Annotated in this window: 20 protein-coding genes and 1 other RNA gene; 2 read left to right on the top strand and 19 right to left on the bottom strand. The window is 48.8% G+C overall.

Features of this window, described 5'->3' with window-relative positions:
• Window positions 1-57: 57 nt before the first annotated feature.
• The 5 genes from AWB54_RS10065 to AWB54_RS10045 all read right to left on the bottom strand — a co-directional run bounded on the left by AWB54_RS10065 (window position 58) and on the right by AWB54_RS10045 (window position 5,183).
• The gene (locus AWB54_RS10065) at window positions 58-1,830 is read right to left on the bottom strand and encodes an NADH-ubiquinone oxidoreductase-F iron-sulfur binding region domain-containing protein (protein WP_061214476.1); all 1,773 of its coding nucleotides are present in this window, start codon (window positions 1,828-1,830) and stop codon (window positions 58-60) included.
• Window positions 1,827-2,375, bottom strand: coding sequence for an NADH-quinone oxidoreductase subunit NuoE (nuoE, locus tag AWB54_RS10060; RefSeq protein ID WP_235811156.1), 549 nt, complete (start codon window positions 2,373-2,375; stop codon window positions 1,827-1,829). The genes AWB54_RS10065 and nuoE overlap by 4 nt, the downstream gene beginning before the upstream one ends.
• Before the next feature lie 298 nt (window positions 2,376-2,673).
• The gene (locus tag AWB54_RS10055; RefSeq protein ID WP_061214475.1) at window positions 2,674-3,021 is read right to left on the bottom strand and encodes a YlbF family regulator; all 348 of its coding nucleotides are present in this window, start codon (window positions 3,019-3,021) and stop codon (window positions 2,674-2,676) included.
• Between the two features lie 252 nt (window positions 3,022-3,273).
• Window positions 3,274-4,284, bottom strand: coding sequence for a sodium:calcium antiporter (locus tag AWB54_RS10050; protein WP_061214474.1), 1,011 nt, complete (start codon window positions 4,282-4,284; stop codon window positions 3,274-3,276).
• Between the two features lie 128 nt (window positions 4,285-4,412).
• Window positions 4,413-5,183 (bottom strand): histidinol-phosphatase HisJ family protein, encoded by a 771-nt coding sequence (locus AWB54_RS10045; RefSeq protein ID WP_061214473.1) that lies wholly within the window; start codon window positions 5,181-5,183, stop codon window positions 4,413-4,415.
• Between the two features lie 228 nt (window positions 5,184-5,411).
• Here AWB54_RS10045 and AWB54_RS10040 point away from each other — a divergent pair, with 228 nt between their 5' ends.
• Window positions 5,412-6,707 (top strand): DUF1015 domain-containing protein, encoded by a 1,296-nt coding sequence (locus AWB54_RS10040; protein WP_061214472.1) that lies wholly within the window; start codon window positions 5,412-5,414, stop codon window positions 6,705-6,707.
• Between the two features lie 339 nt (window positions 6,708-7,046).
• Here the strand turns inward: AWB54_RS10040 and AWB54_RS10035 are convergent, their stop codons facing one another.
• The 4 genes from AWB54_RS10035 to AWB54_RS10020 all read right to left on the bottom strand — a co-directional run bounded on the left by AWB54_RS10035 (window position 7,047) and on the right by AWB54_RS10020 (window position 11,256).
• The gene (locus AWB54_RS10035; protein ID WP_061214471.1) at window positions 7,047-7,805 is read right to left on the bottom strand and encodes an SDR family NAD(P)-dependent oxidoreductase; all 759 of its coding nucleotides are present in this window, start codon (window positions 7,803-7,805) and stop codon (window positions 7,047-7,049) included.
• Between the two features lie 19 nt (window positions 7,806-7,824).
• Complete coding sequence (locus tag AWB54_RS10030) at window positions 7,825-8,583, bottom strand: enoyl-CoA hydratase/isomerase family protein (protein ID WP_061214470.1); 759 nt, start codon at window positions 8,581-8,583, stop codon at window positions 7,825-7,827.
• 92 nt (window positions 8,584-8,675) lie between these two features.
• On the bottom strand, window positions 8,676-10,511 hold the full coding sequence (locus AWB54_RS10025) for an ASKHA domain-containing protein (RefSeq protein WP_061214469.1): 1,836 nt from the start codon (window positions 10,509-10,511) through the stop codon (window positions 8,676-8,678).
• Window positions 10,512-10,929: 418 nt separating this feature from the next.
• Entirely contained in the window at window positions 10,930-11,256 is a 327-nt protein-coding gene (locus AWB54_RS10020) for a hypothetical protein (RefSeq protein ID WP_041427343.1), read from the bottom strand.
• Window positions 11,257-11,502: 246 nt separating this feature from the next.
• Between AWB54_RS10020 and rnpB the strand changes: the two genes are divergently transcribed.
• Window positions 11,503-11,898, top strand: an RNA gene (gene rnpB, locus AWB54_RS10015) — RNase P RNA component class A.
• 124 nt (window positions 11,899-12,022) lie between these two features.
• Here rnpB and AWB54_RS10010 read toward each other — a convergent pair.
• The 10 genes from AWB54_RS10010 to thiD all read right to left on the bottom strand — a co-directional run bounded on the left by AWB54_RS10010 (window position 12,023) and on the right by thiD (window position 21,741).
• Window positions 12,023-12,355, bottom strand: coding sequence for an HU family DNA-binding protein (locus AWB54_RS10010; RefSeq protein ID WP_061214468.1), 333 nt, complete (start codon window positions 12,353-12,355; stop codon window positions 12,023-12,025).
• A 191-nt stretch (window positions 12,356-12,546) separates the two neighbouring features.
• Window positions 12,547-13,569, bottom strand: a complete 1,023-nt coding sequence (locus AWB54_RS10005; protein WP_061214467.1) for an HD-GYP domain-containing protein — start codon at window positions 13,567-13,569, stop codon at window positions 12,547-12,549.
• A 132-nt stretch (window positions 13,570-13,701) separates the two neighbouring features.
• The gene (locus AWB54_RS10000; RefSeq protein WP_061214466.1) at window positions 13,702-14,817 is read right to left on the bottom strand and encodes a Nif3-like dinuclear metal center hexameric protein; all 1,116 of its coding nucleotides are present in this window, start codon (window positions 14,815-14,817) and stop codon (window positions 13,702-13,704) included.
• Window positions 14,807-15,496 (bottom strand): tRNA (adenine(22)-N(1))-methyltransferase, encoded by a 690-nt coding sequence (locus AWB54_RS09995; RefSeq protein WP_061214465.1) that lies wholly within the window; start codon window positions 15,494-15,496, stop codon window positions 14,807-14,809. Before AWB54_RS09995 ends, AWB54_RS10000 begins: the two co-directional genes overlap by 11 nt.
• A 286-nt stretch (window positions 15,497-15,782) precedes the next feature.
• The gene (locus tag AWB54_RS09990; RefSeq protein ID WP_061214464.1) at window positions 15,783-17,144 is read right to left on the bottom strand and encodes a TrpB-like pyridoxal phosphate-dependent enzyme; all 1,362 of its coding nucleotides are present in this window, start codon (window positions 17,142-17,144) and stop codon (window positions 15,783-15,785) included.
• A gap of 376 nt (window positions 17,145-17,520) precedes the next feature.
• Window positions 17,521-18,795, bottom strand: coding sequence for a phosphomethylpyrimidine synthase ThiC (gene thiC, locus AWB54_RS09985; protein ID WP_061214463.1), 1,275 nt, complete (start codon window positions 18,793-18,795; stop codon window positions 17,521-17,523).
• Between the two features lie 12 nt (window positions 18,796-18,807).
• Window positions 18,808-19,458 (bottom strand): MtnX-like HAD-IB family phosphatase, encoded by a 651-nt coding sequence (locus AWB54_RS09980; protein ID WP_061214462.1) that lies wholly within the window; start codon window positions 19,456-19,458, stop codon window positions 18,808-18,810.
• Complete coding sequence (thiE, locus tag AWB54_RS09975; RefSeq protein WP_162839415.1) at window positions 19,443-20,069, bottom strand: thiamine phosphate synthase; 627 nt, start codon at window positions 20,067-20,069, stop codon at window positions 19,443-19,445. The genes AWB54_RS09980 and thiE overlap by 16 nt, the downstream gene beginning before the upstream one ends.
• The gene (gene thiM / locus AWB54_RS09970) at window positions 20,069-20,866 is read right to left on the bottom strand and encodes a hydroxyethylthiazole kinase (RefSeq protein ID WP_061214460.1); all 798 of its coding nucleotides are present in this window, start codon (window positions 20,864-20,866) and stop codon (window positions 20,069-20,071) included. Before thiM ends, thiE begins: the two co-directional genes overlap by 1 nt.
• Complete coding sequence (gene thiD / locus AWB54_RS09965; protein WP_061214459.1) at window positions 20,866-21,741, bottom strand: bifunctional hydroxymethylpyrimidine kinase/phosphomethylpyrimidine kinase; 876 nt, start codon at window positions 21,739-21,741, stop codon at window positions 20,866-20,868. Before thiD ends, thiM begins: the two co-directional genes overlap by 1 nt.
• Between the last annotated feature and the right edge of the window lie 16 nt (window positions 21,742-21,757).

Below are 21,757 nucleotides of genomic sequence, written 5' to 3'. Positions count from 1 at the left end.
GAGTATGCACAACAAACGAAGTTTGGCAATGACATCAGCATTACATAACTTAACAACTTAAGTGCCTGGCACCCTAACCGCAGCAAAACGCTCGGGGCAAATATCCAGGCAGGCACCGCATTTGCTGCAGTTCTCCTGCTCAATATAATAAGGCTGGTTGTTTTCTCCGCCTTTTATGCAATCCGCCGGGCAAGCATAGACACAAAGGCCACAGCCCATGCATCTATCCGGATCTATAGTATACTTTAATAATTCCTGGCATTGTTTGGCCGGGCACCTTTTCTCCCGGATATGGGCTTCGTATTCATCACGAAAATAGCGGATAGTGGTAAGCACGGGATTGGGAGCACTCTGTCCCAGCCCGCAGAGAGAATTTTCACTTATATGGGCGGATAATTCCTCCAGGAGTTCAATATCTCCCTCCCGCCCCGCGCCCCGGCAAATCCGCTCCAGGATTTCCAGCATCCGTTTGGTGCCTATACGGCATTGAACACACTTGCCGCAGGATTCCTTCTGGGTAAAGTCCAGGAAGAAACGAGCTAAATCAACCATACAGCTGCTTTCATCAAGCACTACCATTCCGCCTGACCCCATAATGGCACCGGTATTATTGAGGGATTGATAATCCACCGGGATGTCCAGCAGTTCTGCCGGAATGCAGCCGCCGGATGGCCCTCCCATCTGCACAGCCTTGATTCTTCGACCGGCTTTTACTCCTCCCCCAATACCATATATTATTTCACGCAAGGTGGTTCCCATGGGTACTTCTACCAAACCGCCTCTTTTTATCTTACCGGCCAGGGCAAAAACCTTGGTGCCTTTGCTCTCTCTACTACCCAGAGCGGCAAAGGCTTCCCCCCCATTCCGGATTATCCAGGGAACATTGGCCAGTGTCTCCACATTATTAATGCTGCTGGGATATCCCCATAAACCGCTTTCTGAGGGATAGGGCGGCTTCAGCCGGGGCATGCCCCGCTCCCCTTCCAGGGAGGCTATGAGGGCAGTCTCTTCCCCGCAAACGAAGGCTCCGGCACCTTGTTGTATACTTATATCGAAAGAAAAATCAGAACCGAGAATCCTCCGCCCCAGCAGCCCGTTTTCCCGATCCTGAGCTATGGCTATCTCCAGCCGTTTCACCGCCAGGGGGTATTCCGCCCGGCAATATATGATTCCTTGTTCCGCACCAATGGCATAAGCCGCTATTATCATACCCTCCAAAACCGCGTGGGGGTCGCCTTCCAATATGCTGCGATCCATAAAGGCGCCGGGATCGCCTTCGTCGGCATTGCATATAATATAGCGATAAAAACCGGCAGCTTCACGAGTTGCTTTCCATTTCAGCCCGGTGGGAAACCCCGCTCCTCCCCGTCCTCGCAAAGCCGAAACTTCGATCTCCTTTATTACTTCTTCCGGGCTCATTCCCGCAAGCGCCTTTTGCAGGGCACTGTAACCGTCCTGCCGGCGGTAATCGTCTATAGACTCCGGGTCTATCCGACCACAGTTTTTTAGTACTATCCGCAGCTGCTGCTGCAGGAATTCAGCCGGCTCATCGCTGCTGGATACCAGGTAGGCTTCCAGCGGGCCGCGCCCGGCCAGGTGGGCTTCCAGAATTTCCACACTGCGCCCGGCATTTACTGCGCCATAGGTGAATACCTGCCCATCATCCTCTATCCAGTCCAGCAAAGGCTCATGATGACAGAGGCCGATACAGCCGCTTTTCTGTATTTCCAGTTTTAGTCCCCGGCTTTCCATCTCCTTCTGCAATGCTTCCAGTACCTGCAGGCCGCCGGCGGCTATACCACAGCTCCCCAGACCCAATCTCACTTTCATTGGGCCTCACCTCCGACCAAAGATAATGATTCCGCTGCCTTTATCTTGCGAATTATGGCAACTGCTTTTTCCGCGCTAAGCGGACCATAGGCCTGCCCGTTTATCATCATTACCGGAGCCAGGCTGCAACAACCCAGACATGCGGCGCTTTCCAGGCTGAACAATCCATCCGGGGTAGTTTCGCCCCTCTTTATTTTCAACTCCTGACAGATAGTGCTTTCAATTCGCTCGGAACCATTGACGTGGCAGGCGGTTCCCTGGCAAAGCATAATCTGGTATTTGCCTGTCGGCTGAAGCCGGAACTGGGTATAGAAGGTGGCAATCCCGTAAACCTTGGCTGGTTTTATTCCGAGTTCCCGGGCAATGCATTTTAATACGCTCAGGGGCAGGTAGCCATATATCTCCTGGGCTTGTTGCAAAATCGCAATCAAGCTGCCTTTTTCGTGCCGTTTTTCCTCGATTATTTTTAGCACCGGGCTCAGGTCAAGCTGGGCATCAAGCATGCTCTTCTCCTCCGGTCGCTTATTTTTACTACAGAAATGCACCAGACGACCTCCTTTATTGCACAGATAATATTTAAGCATCGGAAGAAACTGCGAAGCAGTTTCAACACAGCGCTACAACGAGGCAGGGATTAGAACCCGCCGCCTGTTTTGTTAATTGGAAAACGATTACTTAAGAAGCGGGGGACATATATAATTCTTAAGCCTTTTAATCGTTTTGTAAATACTCCCGGGCAAGATATTCTGTATACTTGCAAATAAAGACCCCTGTTTCCGCCGGGTGCGAAAGCAGGGGATGGATCTCACGGTATTAGACGGCGCCGGGCCAGGGAAACATAGGCTATGCCTCCAGACCGCTTTTAATAGCCTTGTTGATAATTTCCTGTATATCATTAAACATCTGCACAAAAGCGGTTTCAGCACGCAAGAATTCGGCTATTTCTTTAATCTGGTTAATGCGAGCAAATTCCAGGCTTAGTTCCTGTACTGTTTCCTTTGGTACATCATTTCCTAAAATCTGCGCCCGGTTAAACTCGGCTTGCCGCTGTCGTAGTTCCAGCAGCTTGGATGTCCACTCCGGTTTTTTTTCTACTTCCTTTTTGGCCTGGCAATAGTTCAGATAGGGTTCACTCTTGGTGATGACCCGGGCCAATTCGTGGGCTTTGTCATAGCTGTTCACATTACTCATAACTAAAATCACTCCTAATTTCATACTTTATCTTAATACTCATTGGCTTGTATAAATATACCGCTCAGCTCCCTTAATTGCGACCGAAGGGAGCATCAGTTGTGCCCGACAGGGCGCTACGCATGGGCAACACTTGCGGCTTGTCTCGCGGCTCAAGGGGTACCCGCAGGGTGCTGCATCTATGCTTCGCCAACGCTCGCTTTGTATATTTATGCAACCCTTATGCAACAAAAAGGGGTTTTTGCAGTGGAGTTACCTAATAATTCCCTCAAAGACGCCTACCAGGAAAATACCATAGAATACTCCCATTAACAACAGAGTTCCCGCTGTTATATGTTTTTTGCGAAGCAATTCGATATATAAAATGCCTGCTGCCGCCAGGGCAAGAAGGGCGGACAAAAAAGCCCCCCCGGAAAGCTGCCAATCGGTAAGGAATATTCCCAGGGCCGGTATAAGTGAGCTTTGAAAAACCATGGCTCCGGTTATATTACCCAGGGCCAGGCTGTCCTTCTCCCGCGATATCCAGATAACGCTGTTGAATTTCTCCGGCAACTCGGTGGCAATTGGGGTTATAATCAAAGCCAGCACAAAAGCCGGAACCTGATACATGACCGCGACTTCTTTAACCGCTCCGACAAACATATCGGCTCCTATGATGATTAAGAGCAGGGCGAATAAAACCTGGCCAATTACCAGGGATAAGCGGGGAGATTTCTCTTTGCGCGCAAAATAGCAAGATGGCAATTCATAACTGGAGTCCAAATCCCTTTCCTCACTGATCATTACATAAACATAGAGAAAATAGGATAAGACCATGAAGCCGGCAATTATCAGCTGCCAGTGGCGCAAGGCCGGGGGCATGGTTCCGGTTATTATGGCAGCAGCGAAGACGATAATAAAAAAGCTCAAATCACGGGTCATGCTGGAATAATCCGCCTGCACCTTGCTACCTTTGATCCTGCGCCGGCTAAAAAAAACTACTGCTAAACCCGTAACAAACATGGCCAGGGTGGAGAGCATCAAAGGTGCTCCCAATATGGCTCCTATTCCTATATCATGGCCCTCTTTGCCATGACCGAAAACTATGGCTATTACGGGAATCAGAGTCTCCGGCAGGGCGGTGCCTACTGCCGCCAGCACGCTGCCTACCGCTCCTTCGGAGAGATTCAGTTTCTCTCCCAGCCATTCTACACCGTTAACGAAAACTTCCGCTCCCAGTAAAATAATGCCCAGGCTTAAAATCAATATTCCAATACTGCTCATGATTCACTCCTACTTGCATTTGGTGTTACTGCAAAAAGTAAAAATATTATTCTTGTATAAATATACCGCTCGCAATCTATGCATGGGCAACACCTGCGGCTTGCAGTAGAGTCATTTTTCATTTAGTATCAAATCTCTACCAGCTGCCTCTTGCGGCCGGAAAATGTGACCAGCTGCCTGTAACCCACCTCCTGGGCCAGGCCGGCTGCTTCCTCCAGGCCTTCTCCCAATTGCGAGGGGTGGTGGGCATCAGAACCCAGCGTTATGGGTATGTTAAGGGCCAGCATCAGTTCCAGGATTTGCCGTGCCGGGTATATTTCCCCCACCGCTTTACGCAAACCGCTACTGTTTATCTCTACTACCATTCCCGCCGCTTTAATAGTATTTAAAACCGGTTCAACATAGGCTGAAATGGGTTTTTTAAGCGGACGGTGTCCCCAGATTTTTATTAAATCCAGATGACCGACTATATCGAAAAGGCGCGACTTTACCGCCTGGTTTAGCAAAGTAAAATAATCAGCATAGATATCATCGATGTCCCGGGTGGCAAACTGGTCTTTAAAATCGGGATGGTCGAAACCCCACCCATCGATGAAATGCACCGAGCCAATTATGTAATCATAATCAAAATTCGAGTTGACCAGCATTCGCTGGATTTCTCCTTCCCGTCCGGGATGATAATCAACTTCCAGTCCTAATTTAATTTTAAGCTCCGGGAAGTCTTCCTGAAGCCTTTTAAGCTTGTCCGGTTTAATTCGAGGCAGGTATTCATCATGTTCGCTGAATCCGATTTCCGCAAGTCTTTTCCGGCGAGCATTTTCCGCAAAAAGCCGGAGCCAGGATTCGCTATAATCGTATTCCCCGTGGGCCAATGCATGAATATGATAATCAAGCAACATTTCCCGTCCTCCGATAGAATTCCTTAAAGAGTTTCCTCAGTAATTCATTTAAACACTATGTACTGCAAAAATCAAGAAATACCGCTGGAAATATGCCTATCTCTCACGCTAAGATGTTAAAACAAAGCTCAAGCGTAGAAAGTCCGGTAAAAAGGAATTGCATTAAGTTAATGCATATACTACAATTTTAGCTGTCAAGGGAAGTAAAGAAGGAGGTTTATTTCATAAATGGCAGATATAATCCCATTTAGGGGACTCCGTTATAATCCCGAAAAAATTAGCAACCTGGCTTCGGTAGTCACCCCACCGTATGATATTATAGATGAATCGGCTCAAGCCCGATATTATGCAGAAAATCCCGCCAATGTAATCCGCCTGGAACTGGGACTCATATTTCCTCAAGATAGCAGTTCCAATAACCGCTATACCAGAGCAGCACAATACCTGGAAAAATGGCAGGAGGACCAAACCCTGCTGGCGGAGGAGAAGGCGGCCCTGTATCTCTACCAACAAGAATTTAATTTCCGGGGAGAAAAGGTCGTCAGAACCGGCTTTGTTTGTGGCCTTAAACTGGAACCTTATGAAAAGGGCAATATTCTGCCCCATGAGGAAACCCTGTCCAAACCAAAGGCAGACCGCTTGCAATTAATGAGGGCCACCAATTCCAATTTCAGTTCCATTTTTGGGCTATACTCAGATGAGCAAAAAGAAGCAGAGCAGCTTCTGCTCGCGGAAGTCAAAGAGCAGGCTCCCGATATCAATATAATCGATGAGGCTGGTGAGACTCATAAAATCTGGGTGATAAAAAATGAAGAGCTAATTGAGCGGATCGTGGCTTTGCTTGCTGACCGCCCGGTTTATATCGCTGATGGACACCATCGTTATGAAACTGCTCTGGAATACTACCACGAAATGAAGGAACAAGGGCTGCAAGGTTATGATTATGTAATGGCTACCCTGGTCAATGTTTTCGATGAAGGGCTGGTAGTTCTCCCCACTCACCGGCTGGTAGGGAATATCCCGGGCTTCAAATTGGACGCTTTTATGAATCGCCTGGCCGACTTATTTGAAATAGAGCTATATAAAGATAAGAATATCGGCGCTTTCATGCAGGAACTGGAAAGCAAAGGCAAAAAGCATAGAGTTTTTGGCATGTACAGCGGCAAAGACATCTTCTTTTTGGAGCTTAAGAATCCTGAACAGGCCAGTAAATTGCTTCCAGACAACAAGTCAGCTGCCTGGGAAAAACTGGACGTTGCATTGCTGGATAACATTATTCTGGATCAATTGCTGGGCATTAACGAGCAAAAGCGCCGCAGTCAGGAAAACCTGGCTTACACTCGCAGTGAAGAGTGGTTAATGGAACAGATCGACAACCGCAATTACCAATTGGGCTTTCTTCTCAACCCCACCCGGGTGGAAGAAATAATTGCCGTAGCTCAGGCCCGAGACAAGATGCCCCAGAAGTCAACCTATTTTTACCCTAAATTAATTACCGGGCTTATAATAAATAAAATGAGGTGACAAGGGGACGGTCCGAGACTGCTGAAAAAGTGCTCTTTTGCGTGTCATTCTGAGCGATAGCGAAGAATCTCGTTAGCTAAAGTCCCAATATTACGGACTTCCAAAAGAGATCCTTCGTCGCCTGCAGCTCCTCAGGATGATATTTATGATACTTTTTCAGTGGTCTCGGACGGTCCTTTTGTCACCCAGCGACTTCATTCTTCGGGCAATCTAAAATTATTGCGCGTGGTTATGACTAAGGCTAACTTTCTACTATTACCCGATAGTTGAGAACTGTCACCTCGCGGGACAAGGGACGGCTCTGGCAGGCAAAAGAACCGTCCCCTTGCCTGTTCATGTTCATATGTAGCAGGACAGCCCGCCATCGATCATAAGAATATTGCCGGTGAGCCATTTGGAATCATCTGAGGCATAAAACAGAATGCTCCCGGTCATATCTTCGGGATAAGCCAGCCTTTTCATAGGAAACATTTTGGTCAACTTATCCATCTTTCCTTTGGTTTCTATGCGGCTCAATTCATCTTCCATCATGGGTGTGATTATATGGGACGGGCAGAGGCAGTTAACCCGTACCTCCGGTCCCAGCTCGGCAGCCAGGGCCCGGGTAAGCTGCACTACTCCGCCTTTCATGGCACAATAGGCGCTGCTGCTTTTCCCCCCCAGTACTCCCAATATGGAAGATATATTTATTATGCTTCCTTCGCCGCCTTCGAGCATCAAGGGCAGCATTTGCTGGGAAACCGCAAAAACGCTGCGCAGGTCAACCTGGTAAATCCGGTCGAAATCCTCCAGACTGGTTTTCATAAAAGGTTTGAACAAGGCCGAGCCGGCATTGTTTACCAGGATGTCCAGGCGGCCATAAGTCTCCCGTACTTTATCCCGGGCCTTTTCAATATCCTCGATTACAGTAACATCAGAAGGAATGGCCAGCCCTTCCCCTCCTGCTTCCCTGATTATGTCCACGGTTTCATTCAATGGTCCGGGCCGCCGCCCCATGACTGCCACCCGGGCTCCCTCACCGGCCAGAGCAATAGCTGCTGCTCTTCCAATACCGGTACCTCCTCCGGTAATTACAGCTACTTTCCCTTTCAGCTTCATCTCTTCTCCCCCTCTCTGCCTAGCCTTTGTTCTTGTTGCTTTCCAAAAAGGCTTGCATCCGGCTGCACATGGCCTCACTACCAACGAAATTGCGGAAAGTCCAGAGCTGGGTGCGAATGGCGGACTGTACTTCCATTCCCGGTACCCGGTTGGTCTGCTCCTTGTTGGCTTTTAAGGCTTCTCGTTCAAATGCGGCAATGCGCCCCGCCAGTTTTTTGGCTTCTTCCAGATAGCTTTCCCGGGGATAAACATAATTGGCCAGGCCCATTTCCCTGGCTTCCTCGGCCCCATAAATCCGTCCGGTCATGGTAACTTCCTTGGCCCGGCCCATACCGATTATTTTCCACAGGGGATCGCTTAAGGGTGTCAGGGCCCAGCGTATTTCCGGTTGCCCTACTTTGGCTGTTTCCGACATTACCCGGATGTCAGCCATAACCATCAGGTCGAAGCCGGCAGCCAGAGCCGGGCCGCTGACCGCGGCAATGACCGGCAGGGGGAACTTGAGTATGTTCAAAAAGGATTCTTCGATTATCTTCAGGCCTGCGCTTTTGTTCTCTCCCAGGCTCATCACGCTGGGCATGTCGAAACCGGCGGAAAAGGCTTTCTCTACCCCGGTTAGCACTACGGCATTAATCTCTTCGTCTTTTTCCATCTCCTCAAAGACATGGGCCAGTTCTGCCAGCAATTCCATGGTCAAGGCATTCATGAATTCCGGGCGGTTAATCTGAACTATTCCGATCTTGTTTTCTTTGCTAAAAATGATATTCTGATATTCCACTTTTCTACCCCCTTATTTATCTCTAATTCTTTAATAATTCTGAGAAATTATTGAAATTCCTCTAAAAATATTAATATGCTTCTATCAAAAGGCTATTTTGCAGTCGGGTCAAAATTCAATTTATTGAGGTAGAGGGACTGGAAATCGGGATATAGGGCGAGTTCCACATAACGTACTTGTTCCTTTATTTCGCGGGCTTCCCGCTGTTTATCCGGGGATAATAATGCCGCAATAGCTCCGGCAGCAGCGGCATTACCAATATTCCTTATTGTGTCCGTTTTTATCGGGGGAATCATGCCTATATCAACCGCATTATGGGGATTCAGGTAATTGCCAAAAGCCCCGGCCAGGTAAACCCTTTCCAGCTTCTTATACTCTAATCCCGCCTCTTCCATCAATACATCAATAGCTGTCCTTAAGGCTGCCTTGGCCAGCTGCACCTGCCTTATATCCTCCTGATTAAAGACTACCGGAGCACCCCGGAAAGATTCGTTTTCTTCTACCAGGATTATTTCTGCTCCCCTTTCCCCCTGGCGTACTCTCAGTTTCTCCCTGGCCAGCTCAGTGATTATACCGCAACTATCTATGTAAGCTCCCTGGCACAGGCAGGCTGTTATATCAATAATAGCCGAACCGCACAGCCCCCGGGCCGGGCTATCTCCAATAAGATTGTATTCCAGTCCCCCTTCCGGGTTAAGGCATATCTTGTCGATAGCGCCATCTCCAGCAATCATTCCACTGCTTATTCCGCCACCTTCAAAAGCAGGACCGGCAGCAGCTGAAGCCGCCCATAGTTTTCCCCGGTTTCCCACTACAACTTCGCCGTTGGTGCCGATATCGACCAGTAAAAAACTGCTGCTCCGCCAGTCGGGCAGGCTTAAAACAGCGGCCACGGTATCCGCGCCCACAAAGCCCCCTACTTGAGGAAGGAGCAGGATCTCCGCCTCCGGGTTTACCGGAAGCCCCAGAGCGGCTGCCGGGTAAGTGAATTCATCACAAAAAATACCGGCATATGGTGCCTGGGCAAATCCTGCCGGATTTAACCCGAGTAAAAAGTGCAGCATAACCGGGTTGCCCACCAATACCAGGTAGTATATATGCTCCGGTGAAGTTCCGGTCTCTTCCAGCATTTCCTCAATCATACTGGACAGGTTATTCAGCAGTATCTGCTGCAATCGTTCCAAACCATCCGGATTTTCCAGACAGTGAAGCACACGGGATAGTATGTCTGCACCGTATACCCTCTGCATGTTGGGTTTGGTGGAAATGGCCAAATGCTCCCCGTCCTCCAGATTTAACATGGCGGCAAAAAGGCTGGTACTGCCTATATCCAGGGCCAGGCCGCAGGCCTTTTCTTTTTTGCGCCCGATATATTTTACTGCCTGCTCCTTAAATACCAGGGCCTGCAGTTCCAAGGCCGGTCTCCCAATACGGTCGATTTGTGCCAGCCGGTTTAAATTGTCAACGCTCAATTCCAACTTTATGCCGGGCAAGGCCCGGGCCAGGCGGGTAAGAAGCGGAACCGGAGAATCCTTCTCCATTCCCGGAATCAGTATCTGGCGATTCTTCACCGGAGCGGAAAAAGCTACAGGGGAATCGCTCTTTAGCCAGGCTTGATCCTGTATAGCCAGGGCCAGAGGATCAAGATAAACCGTTAAGGGCGCTTTAACCCGGCAAAAACAAGCCAGCCGGGTGCCGGTTCTTAATTCTTCCGGAAGGAGATGCTGCCGTTCGCTATCGCTGATTTCATTAATCTCTCCTTCCAGCCTGACCTTGCACTGCCCACAATTTCCTTTACCGCCACAGGCCCCCGTGGCGGCCATTCCGCTCGTCATTATGCTATCCCAGAGGTTTTTACCTGTCAGGGTCCAAAACTCCATAGGCGGCCTGTCAGGGCATTTTAATGTGATTTTTATCCTTTCCGCCATCAGTCAGACACCCACCATCCATAAGAATTGCCGTTACACTTTGATACTTGGTTCTACTGCAAAAACCCCTTTTTGTTGCATAAGGGTTGCATAAATATGCAAAGCGAGCGTTGGCGAAGCATGGATGCAACACCCGGCGAAGACGAGCAGGCGAAAGGGGGCGAGCGACAGGATGTCGCGGGAGCGCCACCTCCCATGGACGGGAGATTGGCGCGGTACCCCTTGAGCCGCGAGACAAGCCGTAGGTGTTGCTCATGCGTAGCGCCCTGTCGGGCACAACTGATGCTCCCTGCGGTCGCTATTAAGGACGCTGGAGCGGAATATTTATGCAAGCAAATGCATAATTATTACTTTTTGCAGCGGAATCATACTTAGATAAAAGAAAAAGGCGGCCCTCAGCCGCCTATCCATCCTTTTATTATTCCGCTTTAGTCTCCGTCATCAAGGCATAAGCGAAAATGAAAACCCATACCAAAGACGCTAATAATGCGGTGGTAGCTCCGCTCCAATCACCACTTTCGTGGACCATTGCATTGCCTCTGGCATATAATACATTAAACACTACCAGACCCAAACCGGTAATAATGAATACCCATTTCTTGACTCCGGCTGATAGCTGTTTACTTTTTGCCCAACTACAGAATTTCAAGAAAATATAGATGGAAACTACTACTATTGCAAGTACTACCAGGGGATTCGCCCAAATTCCGTGTCCTGCGCCCGCTGATCCAAATATTGCTAACACCTTTTCACCTCCTCTTAATTTTCTTTTACCTAATATTTTAATACTTTAAGCTGAGTAACACAAGGAAACAAAATATTTGACCTTATTATTCGTTACTCCCCGTTTTGATCTATCTAAAATTATTCTATAAAGAATAAGTATTTCCTGCTTTTTAAAAAAGTTTTTTCAAATTCTCCGCAATTTCGTGGGAACTTTACAATTAGCCCTACAGCTATTATAATAAACCTTGCAGTTTTGCAGATAAAGTAAGTAAATCAGATAGTCGCAGGCATTTATTGCCTGAGGAAAGTCGGAGCTCCGCAGGGCAGGGTGCTGGATAACATCCAGTGGGGGTGACCCCAAGGAAAGTGCCACAGAAAGAAACCGCCGGAAATGGAGACCAGAGCGGAAGACGGATGTCGGAAGATGGAAATTCCGGGTTCTGGTCTCCGTTTTCGGCAAGGGTGGAAAGGTGAGGTAAGAGCTCACCAGCGTTCAGGCGACTGAATGGCTCGGCAAACCCCACCTGGAGCAAGACCGAATAGGGGAACAATGAGGCGGCCCGTCTTGTTCCCGGGTTAGGTCGCTAGAGGTAGCAGGCGACTGTTATCCCAGATAGATGACTATCTAATACAGAACTCCGCTTATAGATTTACTTACTTTTTTAATCAAAAAGTGAGGGGTAAGAGAGGATAAACTTACCCAGGAAAAAGAGGCATATTTATATGCCTCTTTATTCTTCCGGATATTTATCTTTATTCATTACATCTACGTATATCTGTGCAACTTATTTCTTCTTGGCTGTCTTTTTCTTGCCGCCGGCCTTTGCCGGGGCGGCTTTCTTCTTAACAGCTACTGCTTCTTTAAGTGATTTGCCGGGTTTAAATGCTGGAACTTTGGTAGCAGGAACCGTGATTTCTTTTCCCGTTGCCGGGCTAATGACTTTTCTTTCCTTACGGTCACGGACCTCAAAACTACCGAAGCCAATAATCTGCACTTTGTCTCCACCGGCCAGGGCTTGCTGAATACTGTCGACCAATGCATCCAAAACTTTTGCAGCATCTTTTTGGGTGATTTCCGCTTTTTCAGCCAGAGATTTAACCAGTTCCGATTTGTTCACGACATAGTCCTCCCTTTAAAATTTTTTATCCATATTTTACACTCATTCCTCAAAAAAACGGTAATTCCTGCTATTGAATCACTTTTTTTTATTTTTTCTTTTTATATGGCTTAAATAGGTATTTTCATTCTTCCATTTATCAGCAACTTTTATTCATAAAAAGCCATTATACAGGTCTTTGGAAGTTTTATCTAATCAATTATGTCCTGAATAGTAATTGAACGATCAATGGCCAGGTTGTAGAACTCATCATCCACCATTACTATGGGACGGGTGGGTTGAGAAGGATCTACATAAATTACTATTCCCTCTTTCTTATTGCTCAACAAAACTTTGTTGCCTACATAGAAATTAGTGATTTTATCATAAAAGACTTTGGTAATCCTGGCATCCAACTTGCCAAATGACTCCTGCCACAGTATTTCAGCCGCGGAATAGGGAGATCTCTTATCGGCATAGGAATGAGCCGAAGTAATGGCATCATAAACATCTGCTACAGCTACCACCGCAGCATAGAAATTTATTTGACCCTTTAACCCCGAAGGATAACCGGAGCCATCTAACCTTTCATGATGCATCAAGGCAGCATTGGCTACTTCAATGTTCAAAGCTGGGTTCCCGCTGATAAAATTGTATCCCCGTATCGTATGCTTTTTTATCTCCTCATACTCCTGTTCCGTTAATTTCCCGCGTTTATTAAGAATATCGTTTTCAATAAAAACCTTACCCAGATCATGTAAAAGACCGGCTATTCCCAGTTCTCTGATGGTGTTCTGATCGCATTTCAGCCAACGTCCCAATAACATGCAGATAAGAGAAACATTTATCGAATGGGTAAAGAGATATTCTCCCTTATCCTTCATCAAGCGCATCTGCCGGAAAAGGTCAATTGCATCAAAGGCCTGTTCTCTCAAGAAGTCCACTGTCTTATCTATTTCCTGGAAATCCAGAGGACTTCCCAACATAGCCCCAACCATAAACGATTTAACGACTTCCAGGGCATCCTGATAAACATCTTCAAACTCGCGCTCCGGTTTTATGCGGGGAGATTCATCCAAAATGAATACTTCTTCGATATTTCTCCGGGCAAAGTTATCGAGATGTTCTTGGGTAATGGTGCTGCCATTGGTCAACAGAAGCTGGGAATCATATGAATATATATCCTTCCCCAGCTTTATTCCCGGCTTCAAATTACTTGTCTTAATCTTAAGCATCCCAAGTCCCCTCTAATTGAAATCCTTTCCTTTTTTAATGTCTCCTTTCTATTCTACACATTAGCCCTGAATCCCTTTTTTCAGGAACATTTTTAATTAGAAAAAGTGCGGAGTGCGGAGTCAGAATTAACATTATAAGTATTTGAAACAAGGGCCGGAATAAAGGGGTATGAATTCTACCTTCATTCCGCGCTTCTGGCATTCCTTTTGTAGAAAGCGGCTGAGATGAGCCGAAATAATCTCCTCTGTTCCCTGGTGACCGGCATCAATAATAGATAAACCCAAAGCCTCAGCATCCCGGGCTTCATGATATTTGAGGTCACCAGTTACCAGGAGCTCTACTCCTTGCCGGCTTATTCCCGGAATCAGACTGGCTCCGGAACCACTGACTATTGCCACTTTTCTTATTACTTTATTCAAATCACCCACCACCCGGACTGCTTCCAGTCCCAGAGTCTCTTTTACCTGGCGGGCATAGTCCCCTAGCTTTGTCTCCTCAGGCAATAAACCGCATCTTCCCATACTGTAGCCTTTCCCTGCTTGCTCCAGGCGAAAAATATCAAAGGCTGCTTCTTCGTAAGGATGGGCCTCCTGCATGGCTTGCAGCACTTGAGCGAGTTCCCGCTTCCTGACGACAGTTTCCAGCCTGAATTCGTCAGCTTCTTCTAATTCTCCCTCTTGTCCAAGGAACGGCTGGGTTCCGGCACCCGGGCGAAAAGTACCGGTTCCCCGCACCCGGAAACTGCAATCAGAGTAGTTACCGATAAAACCGGCCCCGGCTCCATTTATAGCCTGGCGAACTTCCTCGCAATGGCTGACGGGGACAAAAACCACCAGCTTGTATAATTCCTCTTTTTGGGAATTCCCCAGAGTATCAATATCCTGCAAGCCCAGCAGTTCAGCCAGAATTTGATTGAGGCCTTTTTCGGCAGCGTCCAGGTTGCTGTGGGCAGCATATACGCTAATTCCGGCTTTGACTATTCTCTGGATTAGACAGCCGACGGGTGATTCATAATTGATCTGCTTAAGGGGCTTGAAAAAAAGCGGGTGATGGGTGATTATCATAGCAACCTGTAATTCCAGGGCCTGATTGAGGATGCTTTCATCCAAATCCAGAGCCACTGCCACTTTCTTAACCGCTTTGTTGGTCGAACCCAGCTGCAGACCACTATTGTCCCAGGCTTCGGCCAGCCAGGGTGGAAAATGTTCTTCCATAATGCTGATAATATCCTTAACTCTAGCTTGCATGGATTATCTCCTCCAATGTTTTAATTTTTTTCTCATATTCCTCTAAACTATTGGCTTGAATGATACCCTTGGATTGCAACAGCCCCTGGTAAACCCGGCGATATTTCCTCAAACTGTCTTCCAGAAGACGCTTCTTTAATGGGTTGTCACATCTTAGTATAATGGGCCCCAAATCCAACTCCAAGGAGGTAAGTTCATAAGGATTATCACCGGGACAAGAGCTTAGAATCAAATAAATTCGCTGCTGCTCTTCCACCAGCTTTTCCTCCAAAATAGGCCAGCCTTGCTGGGAAAGCTCCCGGCGCAAAACTCCCGCTTTAGTCATGGGTTGAAAAATAAATTTTCTGTAGCTGGCTGAGTGAGACCATTTCCGCGACAGTATTTCCGCTATATTATCTCCACCCATGCCTGCAATAATGACCGTAGCAACCTCCCCCGGCCGCAAAACCTCCAGGCCGTTCCCCAACCGCAGTTCCATGCGCTCACCGAAGGGACTCTTCTCCACCGCCTTTCTTAGCCGCTCAAAAGGTCCCTCTTTTATTTCGCTGGCAATCACCCGAGGTACTATATCTTTTTCCAGCAGAAAGCAGGCCAGCAAACCATGATCAGCGCCAATATCCGCCGCCGCCTTCCCCCTGATTACACTATCGCTTATAGCCAGTAAACGCTTATTGGGCATACTCATCCTTTCCAAGGAAGAAGGGGATTTCCCTCATCCCTAACTTTTCTAATTAGAATATATACAAAATGCAGCATCCCTGCAATGGCGGGGTAGTAATTGGCCGTCAGACGTCGGGAGACGGAAGACGGAATGCTCGCCAGATGCCGGTGATTAGAAGTTAGTAAGAAAAGTCATCAGAAGACAGAAGGCGGAAAGCGAAATAAGCGTCGAGCGTCAGGAGTTTCAGAAAATAAAAAGCTGGGGGTGGCCGTTGCTTCCAGTCACTCCCAGGCTTTACTTGGCTTTAGATCTGGGGCAGGTTTCTCAAGCTCTCCTGCAATTCAGCATCAGAAAATTCAACATCTTCCGTTTCTCCGGACAGATATTTATCATAGGAGAAGAGGTCGAGATGGCCATGTCCGCTCAAATTAAAGACAATAGTACGGGAAACCCCTTCTTCTCTGGCTTTCAGGGCCTCGTCTATGGCTACCCGTATAGCATGAGCTGACTCTGGAGCCGGCACTATGCTCTCGGTCTGGGCAAAAAGCACCGCGGCTTCGAAGGTCGGGTTTTGCTTAACCGCTACTGCTTCAATAAGTTTATCGTGATAAAGACGGCTGACCAGGGGGGATTCCCCATGATAACGCAGACCGCCCGCGTGGATTCCCGAGGGGATAAAATCATGACCTAAGGTATACATCTTCATAAGCGGGGTGAAACCGGCCACATCACCATAATCATAGGCATAAACCCCTTGGGTTAGGGTCGGACAGGCCGTAGGCTCAACCGCTATCAGACGAATATTCTTCCCGGCCAGTTTATCCGGGATGAAAGGGAAGGCTATTCCGGCAAAATTGCTGCCCCCACCGCAACAGCCGATAATTATATCCGGGTAATCATCCACCATTTCCATCTGCATCTTCACTTCCTGGCCGATAATGCTCTGATGCAAGCAAACATGGTTTAAGACACTACCCAGGGAGTAGTTGGTATCATCCCGGGTTACCGCATCTTCTACCGCTTCACTAATGGCAATAGCCAGGCTTCCCGGGGTTTCCGGGTCCTTAGCCAGAGCCTGGCGCCCGCTCTCAGTAAGATTGCTGGGGCTGGGTATGCAACGCCCTCCGTATAGTTCCATGATAGAGCGCCGGTAGGGCTTCTGGTAAAAACTAACCTTAACCATATAAACCATGGCTTCCAGCCCAAAGTGTTTGCAGGCTAAAGACAGAGCTGTACCCCACTGGCCTGCACCTGTTTCAGTACTTACCCTCTTGATGCCCTGCACCTTATTGTAATAAACCTGAGGCAGGGCCGTGTTAAGCTTATGGCTTCCCACCGGGCTTACCCCTTCATATTTATAATAAATCCGGCAGTTGCTCTGCAGTGCTGCTTCCAGCCGGCGAGCTCTGAAGAGCGGGGAGGGCCGGTACTGTTTATAAAGCTCCCGGATCTCCCGGGGTATCTCAATAAACCTTTCACTGGAGACTTCCTGGAGAATCAGCTCCCGGGCAAAAATGGGTTCCAAATCGGGTGGGGTGAGGGGTTGATGGGTTTGCGGGTGCAATCCCGGTTCCAGGGGATTGGGCATATCCGCCTGGACATTATACCAAAACTTGGGGATCTTATCCTCGGGCAGAATAATCTTGGTTAGCTCATCTCTACTCATCTCAACTAATCTCTCCTCTCAAATATTTGTTTTTTTAAAATATATGATTGATTCTACTGCAAAAAGTTATTAATATTCATTGGCTTGTATAAATATACCGCTCGCAGTCTTCGCATGGGCAACACCTGCGGCTTGTCTCGCGGCTCAAGGGGTACACGCTAACCTCCCATCCATGGTCGTATAGCGCTCTCGCGACGTCCTGTCGCTCGCCCCCTTTCGCCTGCTCGCCTTCGCCGGGCGTTGCAACCATGCTTCGCCAACGCTCGCTTTGTATATTTATGCAACCCTTATGCAACAAAAGGGGTTTTCGCAGTGGAGTCATGGGTACATTTTAGCACAGTAAACCATTGTTTCACAAGTAACTAAAAGAAGCACTCTACAGGTTTTTCATGTTTCTCAGGGCGCAGCTCTGGCCACACATAGTACAGCTATCTTCCAGCTCCGGGCTGGATTCCGCCCGGTAACGGCGCGCCTTTTCCGGGTCTATGGCAAGCTTGAACATGCTTTCCCAGTCCAGTTCAGCCCTAGCCTTGCTCATTTGCCAGTCCCATTCGCTGGCTCCCGGAAGGCCTTTGGCGATATCAGCGGCATGAGCGGCAATACGGGCAGCTATAATACCTTCCGCCATATCCTCCAGGCTGGGCAGGCGCAAGTGTTCCGCCGGGGTTACATAGCAGAGAAAGTCAGCCCCAGCCGCGGCGGCTATAGCTCCTCCTATGGCACTGGTAATATGGTCATAACCGGGAGCTATATCGCTGACCAGCGGCCCCAGTACATAAAATGGGGCGGAGTGGCAAAGCTTTTTTTGCAGCAGCACATTGGCCTCTATCTCGTTTAAAGGCATATGTCCCGGCCCTTCAATGATAACCTGCACCTCCTTTTCCCAGGCCCGCAAGGTTAGATCTCCCAAAGTAATCAGTTCTTCAAGCTGGCAGGCATCACTGGCATCATTGATGGAACCGGGCCGGCAGGCATCACCCAGGCTCAGGGCCACATCGTATTCACGGCAGATGTCCAAGACTTCATCAAAATACTGGTAAAACGGGTTTTCGGCTTTATTGCGCTCCATCCAGGTGCACAAAAGGGCTCCGCCCCGGGAAACAATACTGGTCAGGCGTGGAGCTTGGCGCAAGCGTTCCAGGGTACTCCTTCTAATGCCGGCATGTATGGTCATAAAGTCAACCCCGTCACGGGCATGGGTTTCCACCACTTGAAGGAACTCGGCCACAGTTATTTCCGACAATTCTTTTTCCAGAAAACCCATAGCATCATAAACCGGTACGGTTCCTATCATGGCCGGGGATATTGCCAACAGGGCTTTTCTGAATTCCTGGGTTTTTCCATGACAACTGAGGTCCATAATAGCATCAGCCTGCATTTCCAGGGCCTTTTCTACCTTACGCATTTCTTCTGCCATATTGCTGCAGTCGCGCGAAATACCCAGATTAACATTTATCTTGGTTTTGAGACCGGCTCCGATAGCTGCAGCCTGTAATGACAGGTGGTTGCGGTTGGCGGGTAGGGCTATCTTCCCGGCGGCCAAACCCTCTTGCAGGTATTTGAGCTCCACTCCTTCTTTTTCCGCCACCTTTTTCATTTCCGGAGTCACTATACCTTTGCGGGCAGCTTCCTTCTGGGTCTTGTAGTTCATATTTTTCTCCCTTCAGACTTTATTTCTTATAATCCCCGGCAGTTGCTGGAGAATATCATGAAAATCCCGGTAGGGGTAGTAAGTTAAACCCTCTTTCCGGCAGTAGCCGGCCAGTTCATTTTTGGCAAAAACGATATCACAACAGGCCGCCGGGCAGAAATCGGAGTAGCCATCTCCGATATATACTGTGAGATAGCCGGGCAAACTTCTTTCCCGGATTATCTTGCTCTTGCATACCCCACATTGGGGGCATACTTCATCCAGGTAGGGTGATTCCATCCGCCAGCCATCATTCCAGTACAATTTATTGGCATAAAACTCGATTTCCCAGCCCTGGCCCCGTAATATGCTTTTTATATAGCGGTCATAGCCATCGCTCAATATAATAGGGAGGTGCTGCTTTTTTCGCACCCAGTCCAGGAAAGAGGAAAACCCGGGGTCTACTTCCTGAGCCTGAAAAAAGGCCTCCAATTCGGCTGCCCCTACCTCCATTGATGAAAGAATGCGACTGGCACACTCTCCAGTAGTAATCACTCCTTCTTCCCAGAGGCGGTTTATTTCCTCCCAGTCCCGGCCGGCATACCTGGCTGCCATCTTATTGCAGACATCCTCCCGGGAAATGGTGCCATCGAAATCCATAAAAATTATTAACTTCTCTCCCATATTTGCCTCAGCTTCCTGGCTTCCCCCTCAATATCGCTTGCTCCCATAAGAGCTGATATTACGGCCGCGCCATCCGCTCCCGTTTCCTTTATCATCTTCAGGTTTTCTTTATTGATTCCGCCGATGGCTACCAAAGGAATCTTGATTTCCTGTCTTAAGCTGGCCAGGAACTCCAAACCGGTGGCCGGGGGAGCATCAGCTTTGGTCGGGGTGGCAAACACCGGGGATACCCCCAGGTAGTCGGCTCCCATCTTCTCTCCTTCCCAGGCCTCTTCCCGTTTATTGATGGACAGGCCGATTATTTTTTCTCTTCCCAACAGGGAGCGGGCTACCGGTAAAGGCAGGTCTTCCTGCCCCAGGTGCAAGCCATCGGCATCCACCGCCAGAGCAATGTCCAGGCGATCATTAATGAGCAAGGGTACGCCCAAATCTCTTAATTCGGTTTGGAGAGCCTGGGCCAGCTCATAGAATTCTCTGCTGCCGGCCTCTTTTTCCCGCAATTGGACCATGCTTACACCACCCTTTACCGCCTTCCTTACCTCCTCCAGAAGGCTCCGACCCTGAAGCAGGCCGCGGTCGGTGACCAGATACAGGGAATAATCCGAGTTTATCATTCCAATCGTCCTTCTTTCACCAGCTCTTCTCCCCTCAAAACAAAAAGCTCATCAAAAAGAAGGGTCCGGAAAGTCCCCGGGCGGTTTCCCGCCTGGCTGGCGGCTCTTTCCCCGGCCAAATTAAAGGCTAACAAACCGGTAATGCTGGCCAGCCAGGCTTCTTCGGGCGCTGCACCCAAACAAGCGGCTATTACCCCGCCAGCCATACAACCGGCGCCAGTAATGCTTTGGAACAGGGGTGTACCATTTAATATACAAGCATAACGGTTTTCCTCGGCCACAATATCAACTTCTCCGGTGGCGGCCGCAATTAACTTATCCTCAGCCGCCAATTGCAGGCAGGCTTCTGCCAAACCTTCACCCGTATCCAGAGAGTCAACGCCCTGAGCCTGTCCGGCTAAACCGGCCAGGCTTTTAATCTCCGCCGCGTTTCCTTTCAATACCTGTATCTTGCATAGTGACTTTATTCTTTCTATCAAATCCACCTTGCGCCCAATCACTCCACAGGCCACCGGATCGAGAATTATGGGAACGCCGCGGGAGGCAGCGGCCCAACTGGCTTCCAGCATGGCCGCTTCCTGCTCCCCGGTAAGGGTACCCAGATTAAAGTAAAGAGCCGAGGCCAGGGGGGCAAATCCACTGGCTTCAGCCGGGTATTCCACCATGGCCGGTGATGCACCCGATGCCAGAATAATGTTGGCTACATCATTTACGGTTACATAATTGGTAATACAGTGTACCAGCGGTCTCTTGCTTCTGACTTCGTCCCATATTTCCGCACAATACTTGAGCATTAAACTTCCTCCTTTATCGAAGCATCGCTGCCGTCATTCAAAGCTTCCGGTTCCCAGGGGCGCTGAGCGGCAAAATGGTGAGGTATGCCCACCCCTTCGCCTATGGCAAAACCATGCTCTAAACAATATTCTATATAGGCTTTGGCTCGTTTGGCTGCTGCCGGTACTTCCCAACCTTGTCCCATCAAGGTGGCCAGGGCCGCAGAAAAGGTGCAGCCGGTGCCATGATTGCAGTCAGTATCAACCCGCCGGCCTCTTAGCCAATAAAGCGAGTCTTTATTGGCCAGGACATCCACCGGTTCTCCCTTTAGATGCCCTCCCTTGACGATGGCCCACTCGCAACCGAATTCCAGGAGTTCCCTACCTGCTTCTTTCATCCCCTCCAAGCTGCTAACCTCCCGTCCTAACAAGGCCCCGGCTTCCATAAGATTAGGGGTGATTACACTGGCCAGAGGCAGGAGGTTCTTTTTTAGTGATTCCACCGCTTCCTCCTCCAGCAAGCGGTCACCACTCTTGGCTATCATCACCGGGTCAACCACCAGAGGAAGGGAGTTCTTCAGTTGTTTTTCCCGGAAAGCTCCCGCCTGGAAGAAAGAAGCCAAAAACTTGCTTACTACCTGAACAGTTCCAGCACTTCCCAGCATGCCTATTTTGATTCCATCCAGGCGAATATCAGAAAAAATGGCTTCCAGTTGTTTTTCTATTACCTGGGCTTCGATTTCCTGAACAGCCGTTACCTGCCGGGTATTCTGGGCGGTTACTGCCGTAATCACCGACAGGGCATAAGCTCCCAGGGCTTGAATGGTTTTGATGTCCGCTTGAATTCCTGCCCCGGCACAGGAATCAGAGCCCGCTATAGTTAGAATTTTGCGCAAAAAAGTACCTCCTTAG

The organism is Syntrophomonas wolfei subsp. methylbutyratica (genome assembly GCF_001570625.1).
GTDB lineage: Bacteria > Bacillota > Syntrophomonadia > Syntrophomonadales > Syntrophomonadaceae > Syntrophomonas > Syntrophomonas methylbutyratica.
Note: the sequence above shows the minus strand (reverse complement) of the source record. Positions and strands in the feature narration are given on the sequence as shown.